Annotated in this window: 1 protein-coding gene; it reads left to right on the top strand. The window is 61.9% G+C overall.

The features are described 5' to 3' along the window. Positions 1–479, top strand: a 479-nt coding sequence (locus RM530_RS18425) for an ISAs1 family transposase (protein ID WP_311366729.1), incomplete at its 5' end; no start/stop codon positions are given. Between the last annotated feature and the right edge of the window lie 86 nt (positions 480–565).

The following is a 565-nucleotide window of genomic DNA, read 5'->3' as shown; positions in this document are numbered from 1 at the left end:
TGTCGGTGCTGTGCGGGGCGACCTCGTACCGGAAGATGGAAGTCTTCATCCGGCTGCAACGGCATCGCCTGAATGCCCTGCTGGGCACGCAATGGGAAGACACGCCCAGCTATGGCGCGCTACGCGATGTGATGCTGGCAACCGATCCCGTATGCCTTGAATCGGTGGTGCGCCGACAAGCCCGGCGCTTGCAGACAAGCGATCCTCACCTCCGCTACATCGCGATCGACGGCAAGGTCTTGCGCGGCAGTGCCGATCGGCTGATCGATCAACGGGCGCGCCAAGTGCTCTCGGCGCTGGATCAAGCGGATCATCTGGTGTTGGGTCAATGCGAGATCGCCGAGAAGACCAACGAGATTCCGGTGGCCCAGCAAATGATCCGGGAACTGGGACTCGAAGGCTGCCTGTTCACGTTCGATGCGCTGCACTGTCAAAAAAAACGCTGGAGGCCGCGCTCGACAGCCATAACCACGCCCTAGTGCAAGTCAAAGACAACCAGCCGGAACTGCTCGGCGCCTGTGAAACTCTCGTGGCCCGGGTCCCCGCCACCGAGCGCCACGTCGAA

The organism is Banduia mediterranea (genome assembly GCF_031846245.1).
GTDB lineage: Bacteria > Pseudomonadota > Gammaproteobacteria > Nevskiales > Nevskiaceae > Banduia > Banduia mediterranea.
The sequence above is the reverse complement of the archived record's forward strand: the minus strand, read 5'-3'. Positions and strand labels throughout refer to the sequence as shown.